Raw genomic sequence first — 6707 nt, forward strand, 5'->3', positions numbered from 1 at the left:
TGCGTTGTGCAGATATCCTGGGCAGCGTGGATCTGGACGCTGTGCGCACCTTCGTGGCCGCCGCGGACGCGGGGCGGTTCCAAGACGCCGCCGCGGAATTGTCGGTCACCCAGCAGGCCGTCTCCAAACGCATCGCCACACTGGAGAAGATCCTCGGGGTGCGGCTGTTCACCCGCACCGCGCGCGGAGCGAAGCTCACCATCGACGGACAGGCGTTCCTGCCCCACGCCCGCGACCTCCTACGGGCCGAGGAGCGCGCGATCGCCTCCGTGCGTCCGGGCCGCCGCGCGCTGCGCGTCGACGTGATCGGCCGACGGCTCGCCCCGGCCGCCCTGCTGCGTGACTTCCATCGCGCGCAACCCGAGGTCGAGCTCGATGTGGTGACCCTCTTCGACGCCGACGCGGCCATCGACGCGGTCCGGTCCGGCACGATCGACGCGTCCTTCCGCGCCGTCACCATGTCCGGCCGGCAGCACCCCGAGGACATCCGGGTCGCCCGGGTCTTCGACGAGCCCATCCAGCTGCTCACCGGACCGGCCCACGAGCTGGCCGCGGCCCGCGAGGTCACGCCCGCGGAGCTCGTCGGGCACCGGATCTGGATGCCCGGCCTGGTGCCCGGAACCGAGTGGGCCGCCTACTACGACGCACTCGCCGCCGCGTTCGGGCTCACCATCGAGAGCACCGGCCCCGACTTCGGCACCGAGCCCCTGCTGGACACCATCGCCGACTCACGGTCACTGGCGACCTTCGTCGGCGAGCAGACCAACCTGGTCTGGCCCGCCGACCACGGCCTGCGGCGGATCGCCGTACACGACCCGACACCGGTCTACCCGCACTCACTGGTCTGGCACCGCGACAACCCGCACCCGGCGCTCGCTGCGCTCCGCGACCACCTCCGCTCCGGGCCGTTCGGCCCCTCCGACACCACGACCTGGACCCCGACGTGGGCCGGGTGATCAGGCCCGGCGCCCCCGGGAGCGTGAGCGGAGAGGACGCCCGCCCGCCGGCGCCGTCGGCCGAGGGCGGTCAGCCGGCCGCCGGGAGGGCCTCGATCCGGGCGACGTAGCGCCGGGCCACCTCGTCGGCCGGGGTGCCGTCGGCCGGGTCCAGGCCCATGGCGGCGAGGGTCTCGGCGAGCCAGCCGGGGCTGACGACGGACAGCCGCAGGCCCCGTGGCATCTCCGGGGCCGCGGCGTGCACGAAGGCTTCCAGGCCGGCGTTGACCAGGGCGCCGAACGACCCGCCGGGCGTGGGCTTTTCGAACGTTCCGCCGGTGAGGACGATGCCGCCACCGTCGCGCAGATGGTGGATCGCGCGCCGGACCAGATGCACCTGACCGAGGAGCTTGCCGTGCAGGCCGGTCGTGAAGTCCTCGTCCGAGGGGGAGTCCAGCGGCGTCAGCCGGCCGCTCGCCGCGCAGCAGACGACCGCGTCCACGTCCCGTACGGAGGCGAAGAGGGCGTCGACGGTGGCCGGGTCCGCCAGGTCGACCCGTACGGGGCCGCGGCGTGCGGCGGGTACGACCTGGTGGCCGTGGTCCGCCAACCGGCGGGCGACGGCGCTGCCGAGCGTGCCGCCGGCGCCGATCACGATGATCTTCAGGGGGTTCGTCATGGGCATGAGCGTGCCGTGTCCGGGGCCGGTCACCCAGCCCTCCACCAAGGGTAGGAACGCGGTGCCTACCCCTGCCGGGTGCAGGCAGGCGTCCGCCCGGCACACTTGCCGGATGGACCGGACAACGGAGCTGGGGGAGTTCCTGCGGACCCGGCGGGCGAGGCTGTCACCGCGCGAGGCCGGGCTGACGGAGTACGGCGGCCGGCGGCGGGTGCCGGGGCTGCGCCGGGAGGAACTGGCCCGGCTGGCGGGGATCAGCGTCGGCTACTACACCCGCCTGGAGCAGGGCACGGGCGGGGCGAGCGCCTCGGATGCCGTACTGGACGCGCTCGCCCGGGTGCTGCGGATGGACGAGACCGAGCGGGGGCACCTGTACGGGCTGGCCCGGCCGGCGCGGCGGTCCGCCCGGCGCGCGGCGGGGCCCGAGGACGAGGTGGAGCGGCTGCGGCCCTCGGTACGGAACATGATCGGCTCGCTGGGGGAGGACGTTCCCGCGCTGGTGCTCGGCAGGTTCGTGGACGTACTCGCCTGGAACCGTGCGGGGCACGCGCTGCTGGCCGGTCATCTGCCGTACGACGCGCCGGAGGAGCCCGGGGGGCGGCCGAACATCGCGCGGATGATGTTCCTCGATCCGCCGACCCGCGCGCTGTACCCGGACCTGCGGGCCAAGTGCCGGGACACCGTGGGGGATCTGCGGCTGATCGCCGGACGGTGGCCGGAAGCGCCCCGGATCGGCGCACTGCTCGCCGAACTGGCCCTGCAGAGCCCGGAGTTCGCCGCGCTGTGGGCGGACCACCCGGTACGGACCTGCGCCACGCACACCCGCGCCTACCGCCATCCGGTCGTCGGGCCGCTGACGCTCACCGACGAACTGCTGACGCTGCCGGACGACCCGGGGCAGCGGGTGGTGCTCTACCACGCGGAGCCCGGGTCGGCCTCGGCGGCCGCCCTGCGGCGGCTGGCCGGGGCGGGCGGCGCGGGCCGGGTCAGCGCCCGTCCGCGCCGTACTTGATCAGCTCGTCGGCCGAGTCGTTGACCGGCTGCGGGGTGCCCGTGAGGTCCATGACGAACAGCGGGAGGCGCAGCTCGTCCGCGCGGGTCCGGGCGTCCCGCGCATAGCCGGCGAGGGAGAAGAAGACGGCGAGGGCCGAGTCGTTGAGCCCGTTGAGCCAGACGCACTCGATCTCCCGCAGCTTGGTGGCCCGGGTGGTGGGGTCGACCTGGGCGACCACGCCGGTGCCGCGCAGGTCGACGCCGGAGGCGGTGCGCTCCTGGGTCCGTGCCACATCGGCGTAGCCCAGCCACTTCAGATACTGCTCGGCGGCGGTGACGCAGTCGCGGGCCGTACGGATCGTGACCGGGCGGAACGCGGGCCGCAGGATGGCGCGCGGCGGGTCGTCGGTGGCCGCCGGCGGGGCGGGCCGGGACGTCTGCCTGCCGGTGCCGGGCGAGGGGAAGTTGGGCGGCGGCAGAGGCGGCGCCGGGGCCACCGGGACCCGGACGACCGTGCCGCAGGCGCAGCCGGACTCCGGCGCCGGCCACTCGTCCTGCCGGCCGCAGACCTCGCAGCGCACCTCGACCCAGGACGCCTGCCAGGTGCGGTGGAGTATCTCGACCGGCACTCCGCCGCGCAGTACGGGCATGGTCAGCGGGGCACCACATGCGCACGGGAAGGTGGGCGGGGTGAAGGCGTTCTCGCGGCGGCACGTGGGGCACCGCACCGGCACGCTGTCGGCCATGGTCGGCTCCTGGCGGGTAGGGCGGCTGTCCACTCGATTCTGCCGCTGCCCCCATCGTCTCGCCAAAGCCGGGTGCCCGGGGCCGAATCGCGACGAGAACGCCAGCTCGCGGAAGAAGCGGGGGGAGCCACGGCGCGCGTGGGGCGCATGGCCGCGCACCGCGTCCGCTCCCCGGGGCGGGCCGACGCACAGGGCCCGGAATCCGTGACCGTACGGATTCCGGGCCTGTGCCGTGGTTCCCGTCCGACAGTGCGAGAGTTGGGCGCGACGGGACATCGCACCGCCGGACGGAGTCTGGGCGGGGGTGGGGAAGGGGGAGGAGGCGGGCTCCGCGGCGGGGGAGGTGGCTCGCCCTTCCTTTCGGGCGAGCACTGCCACCGCACTGGATTCTCCCCGCGTACCGCGGAGCTCGCGCTTCCTCTCCGTACCGGCCGACCACCCCTCAACGGGCCGGCCGGTACGGATGCGCAAGGAACTGACCTCCCGTCAGTCCTCGCGCAGCTCGCGGACGCGCGCCTCGACGCGCTTGCCGTAGTCCTGGTCGGCGGCGTGGAAGTGGGCGAGGTTCTTCTCGATCACGTCGTCGCGGCTGACCTGGGACAGACCGCCGGCGATGTTGTCGACCAGGCGCTTCTTCTCGTCCTCCGACATCAGGCGGTAGAGCTCACCGGCCTGGAAGAAGTCGTCGTCCTTGGTGTGCGCCGGGGCCTCGTGGGTGCCGACGTAGCCGGAGACGGCGAGCGGGGCGGAGAGCGGCCGGCCGGTCTCGGCCGGGCCGTCGTAGGAGTTGGGCTCGTAGTTCTTGGCGTGCCGGTCGTAGGCGTTGGTCGCCATGAGGCCGTCCCGGCCGTAGTTGTTGGCCTTGGTCGCCTTCGGGGCGTTCACCGGCAGCTGGGTGTGGTTGACGCCCAGGCGGTAGCGGTGCGCGTCGGCGTAGGCGAACAGCCGGCCCTGGAGCATCTTGTCCGGGGACGGGCCGATGCCGGGCACGAAGTTGTTCGGCGAGAACGCGGACTGCTCGACCTCGGCGAAGACGTTGTCGGGGTTGCGGTCCAGGACCAGCCGGCCCACCCGCTGCAGCGGGTAGTCCGCGTGCGGCCACACCTTGGTCAGGTCGAACGGGTTGAAGCGGTAGTTGGCCGCCTCGGCCGCCGGCATGACCTGCACGTACAGCGTCCAGGAGGGGTACACGCCCCGCTCGATCGACTGCAGCAGGTCGGTCTGGTGGCTGTTGGGGTCCTTGCCCGACAGCTCGGCGCCCTGCTCGCTGCTCAGGCTGCGGATGCCCTGGTTCGTCTTGAAGTGGTACTTGACGAAGAAGGACTCGCCCTGGGCGTTGGTCCACTGGTAGGTGTGCGAGCCGTAGCCGTTCATGTGGCGGTAGGAGGCCGGGATGCCGCGGTCGCCCATGAGCCAGGTGATCTGGTGGGTGGCCTCGGGGGCGTGCGCCCAGAAGTCCCAGACGTTGTCCGGCTCCTGCTTGCCCGTGAAGGGGTCGCGCTTCTGCGAGTGGATGAAGTCGGGGAACTTGATCGGGTCCTTGATGAAGAACACCGGGGTGTTGTTCCCGACGAGGTCGTAGTTGCCCTCTTCGGTGTAGAACTTCAGGGCGAAGCCCCGCGGGTCGCGGGCCGCGTCCGGGCCGCCGAGGTTGTCGGCGACGGTGGAGAAGCGGAGGAACGTCTCGGTCCGCTTGCCGACGGTGTTCAGGAAGTCGGCCCGGGTGAAGGCCGTGACGTCGTCGGTCACCTCGAAGTAGCCGTAGGCGCCCGAGCCGCGGGCGTGCACGACGCGCTCCGGGATGCGCTCGCGGTTGAAGCGGGCGAGCTTCTCCAGCAGGTGCTGGTCCTGGAGGATGATCGGGCCGCCGACGCCGGCGGTTGAGGAGTTCTGGTTGTCGGCGACGGGGGCGCCAGCCTCCGTAGTGAGAACGCGCGCCGTCGGCGTGGGCTTCGACATGGTGACCTTCCGTACGAGAGCGCGGAAGTTGGCTTCCGCATGTCGGAGCGTAAGAAGGGCTCCGACCAAACGTCAACAGTTTGTTGAAACAACCTGGGCTGTAGCGAGGGGTATTCCGGACGGCGGCCGCGCCTGGGCGCGACAGGACAGGTGTCAGCGCAGCCACCGCCCGGAAGCTTGGGGGAGGCCGTCAGGCGGGCCGGACCGCTATGAGGACCGGTCGCCGTGTGGAGACGGCTTCCTTGCGGGCCCACTCGGTCACCGAGCGGAGCTCCGCGGGGTCGGCCGGACCGGCGAGGTGCCGGCCTGCGCAGCCGTACGCCTCGACGAGCTTCACGGGATCCGTGAAGTCCGTGTCCTGGCCGGGAGGGGTGAGCGTGATCAGTACGAACGGCACCTCGTGCCGGGCCGCGGCCGCCAGTTCCTCGGCCATGAACGGCCAGCCGTGGCCGTCGACGACCACCACGACCTCGGCGTCCCGCTCACCCCGGGAGTCCAGGGCCTTGCGGACCCCGATCGCGGCGGGCACCTCCCAACCGGGAGGACCGCTGCGGGCATAGGCGCCGACCGCGCCGCTGACGACGTACGCGTCCGGCCCGAAAAGGCCGGCGATCTCCGCGACGGCGGCGGGCGCGGGGCGGGTGTCCCCGGCCGGGGCGGCTCGCTCGGCGGCCGCCCGCCGGGTCCCGGCCTGCGGAGGCCGGAAACCGGACTCCGCGGTGCGCTCGGCGTCGTAGACGATCTCCGCCGCGGCCAGGTCGGCCGGGACGTCGATCAGGACGGGGCCGGGACGGCCGTCCCGCGCGATCCGGAACGCCTCACGGAAGGCTCCCGGAATCCGTGCCGGATCCTCGATCCGCTCGGCGCGCTTGGTGACCGCCCCGGCCAGCCGGAGGAGGTCCGGCGGCCGGAAGCCCGCGTGGCGCAACCGGCCGCCGGACCCCGGACCGGCCCCCTCCCGACCGGTGAGGCACACCAGGGGGACCGCGTCCTGCTGGGCCGCGTACAGCCCGGTGACCAGCCGTGCGGCCCCCGGACCCGCGGCCACCGCGGCGACGCCGACCTTCCCGCTCGTACGGGCCCAGCCGTCCGCCATGTGCGCGGCGGCCTCTTCGTGGCGCACCGGCAGATGCTCGATGCCGCCGGCCTCCTCCATCGCCGCGTAGAGCGGGCGTAGCGCGGCACCGGGGCAGCCGAAGGCGATCTCCACGCCCTCGTCCCGCATGATCTGGACGGCCGCCCGTATGGCGGGAATCCGCTGCGCCGCCACCGTCTCAGCTTTCGGTGGTGTGTCCGGAGAGGCGTTCGACGCCGCGCAGGAGGGCGGAGTGGTCCAGGCCGCCGTCGCCTTGTGCGCGCAGGGAGGCGACGAGGGAGGCGACGAGGGTGCCCACG

General features: G+C 73.3%; 6 protein-coding genes and 1 pseudogene. 2 read left to right on the forward strand and 5 right to left on the reverse strand.

Annotated features, from left to right (window positions below; genetic code table 11):
• Positions 1-26 precede the first annotated feature (26 nt).
• The gene (locus OO62_RS32580) at positions 27-956 is read left to right on the forward strand and encodes a LysR family transcriptional regulator (RefSeq protein WP_033271282.1); all 930 of its coding nucleotides are present in this window, start codon (positions 27-29) and stop codon (positions 954-956) included.
• Positions 957-1026: 70 nt separating this feature from the next.
• Here OO62_RS32580 and OO62_RS32585 read toward each other — a convergent pair whose 3' ends face one another.
• A complete protein-coding gene (locus OO62_RS32585) occupies positions 1027-1602 on the reverse strand; it encodes a short chain dehydrogenase (protein ID WP_033271294.1) in 576 nt (191 codons plus the stop codon).
• A gap of 124 nt (positions 1603-1726) precedes the next feature.
• Between OO62_RS32585 and OO62_RS32590 the strand changes: the two genes are divergently transcribed.
• Positions 1727-2626, forward strand: a complete 900-nt coding sequence (locus OO62_RS32590; RefSeq protein WP_033271283.1) for a helix-turn-helix domain-containing protein — start codon at positions 1727-1729, stop codon at positions 2624-2626.
• On the opposite strand, the gene OO62_RS32595 is transcribed toward OO62_RS32590, so the two are convergent.
• The 4 genes and pseudogenes from OO62_RS32595 to OO62_RS39245 all read right to left on the reverse strand — a co-directional run.
• Positions 2601-3353, reverse strand: coding sequence for a hypothetical protein (locus OO62_RS32595; protein ID WP_033271284.1), 753 nt, complete (start codon positions 3351-3353; stop codon positions 2601-2603). The genes OO62_RS32590 and OO62_RS32595 overlap by 26 nt on opposite strands.
• A gap of 486 nt (positions 3354-3839) precedes the next feature.
• Complete coding sequence (locus OO62_RS32600) at positions 3840-5312, reverse strand: catalase (RefSeq protein WP_033271285.1); 1473 nt, start codon at positions 5310-5312, stop codon at positions 3840-3842.
• Positions 5313-5502: 190 nt separating this feature from the next.
• Complete coding sequence (locus OO62_RS32605) at positions 5503-6582, reverse strand: thiamine pyrophosphate-binding protein (RefSeq protein ID WP_228332566.1); 1080 nt, start codon at positions 6580-6582, stop codon at positions 5503-5505.
• Positions 6583-6586: 4 nt separating this feature from the next.
• A pseudogene (locus OO62_RS39245) lies at positions 6587-6707 on the reverse strand (2-hydroxy-3-oxopropionate reductase); the annotation flags it as partial.

Source organism: Streptomyces lydicus, assembly GCF_000717345.1.
Classification (GTDB): Bacteria; Actinomycetota; Actinomycetes; order Streptomycetales; family Streptomycetaceae; genus Streptomyces; species Streptomyces lydicus.

Bases quoted from the DNA above. Each gene is read 5' to 3' on its own strand.
- OO62_RS32595 (WP_033271284.1), bottom strand. From the start codon at position 3,353: ATGGCCGACAGCGTGCCGGTGCGGTGCCCCACGTGCCGCCGCGAGAAC.
- OO62_RS32590 (WP_033271283.1), top strand. From the start codon at position 1,727: ATGGACCGGACAACGGAGCTGGGGGAGTTCCTGCGGACCCGGCGGGCG.
- OO62_RS32600 (WP_033271285.1), bottom strand. From the start codon at position 5,312: ATGTCGAAGCCCACGCCGACGGCGCGCGTTCTCACTACGGAGGCTGGC.